Raw genomic sequence first — 1180 nt, forward strand, 5'->3', positions numbered from 1 at the left:
CAGCGAGTTTTGAAGAAGCCGGAGTATATCCATTTAACTATTTTGTTGAAACTGATTCATGTACAAAGGGATTTCATCAAAATGTGTATATACCCTTCGTTGGTGATATGTACTACAGCGTAAGCTGCGGTACCGGAAGTTTATACGACGTTACCCTCTTTGATCATTCCAATATTTTTCCTTTGGAAGTAGGTAGCATGTACAATAGCTATGCCTATAAAGAAGGAACAAACTCCTGGCAAACGATTGTAGCCGGCAATTCCGTCCTATCTGCGGATGCGCAACTCCCGCCGGGTGATTATCAATTCAGAGAGATCATTTATAGCACTCTTACCACAGCTGCACCGCCTTGTACTACCATTGTAAACGTAAACTTGCCAGATAAGCCCAATGCCGATTTTGAGATTGTTTCTCCATTTATACCTGCTTGTATTAATGATGTGGTAGTGCATTTGAATAATCTCAGTACACCAGCGACAGGATTAAATTATGTTTGGGATTTCGAAGATGGTTCTACAAATTATCAGGCCAACCCAGATAAAGTTTATGGTTTTTTACCGTTATCACCAGAATTCACGATAACCCTAACGGCCACCAGCAGCGCAGGTTGTACAGACATCACCCAAAACACTATTGAGATTCAGGATAACGGATTGTGGGATGGAGTAATTAAGCCCTTTCTATCCTCAAGTCCTGCGCCGCCGGTTTGTATGGGTACTCCAATAAGCTTGACTTATTTTAACCCTGGTTCACCAACCCCACCAAGCTTCACTTGGTACCAAGGAAGTATACCTTTCACGCCGGTAGTAAGTTCTTCAAGTTTTGATGTTACCCAATCAGGTGATTATTGGGTAATGGGTTCTGATGAATTCGGTTGTCTCGCGCCATCGGAGCCGGTATCTATTTATTTTACGCCATTACCAACGCCCACCATTATCGGCAATCCTGCCCAGTGCGATAGCGTTCCATTTACACTTACAAGCTCTATAAATGCAGCATCGGGACTAAGCCTTGAGTGGGAGCGCAGCCCGGGAGGTGTTGTAGGTTCGGGTTCTACCCTGTTTCAAACACTACCGGTCGGTACATACACCTATATTCTTACAGCTACCCAGAACGGATGTGATGGTGTAAGTGTGCCTTATACCGTAACGGTGGCAAGCCCTGTTGATACCCCAACCGT

Annotated in this window: 1 protein-coding gene; it reads left to right on the forward strand. The window is 44.3% G+C overall.

Annotation, left to right across the window (positions count from 1 at the left end; genetic code table 11):
* The coding region (locus G3O08_RS20695) for a PKD domain-containing protein (protein WP_163287348.1) at positions 1-1180 on the forward strand (1180 nt) is incomplete at both ends.

This window comes from Cryomorpha ignava (assembly GCF_010686655.1).
GTDB classification, from domain to species: Bacteria; Bacteroidota; Bacteroidia; order Flavobacteriales_D; family Cryomorphaceae; genus Cryomorpha; species Cryomorpha ignava.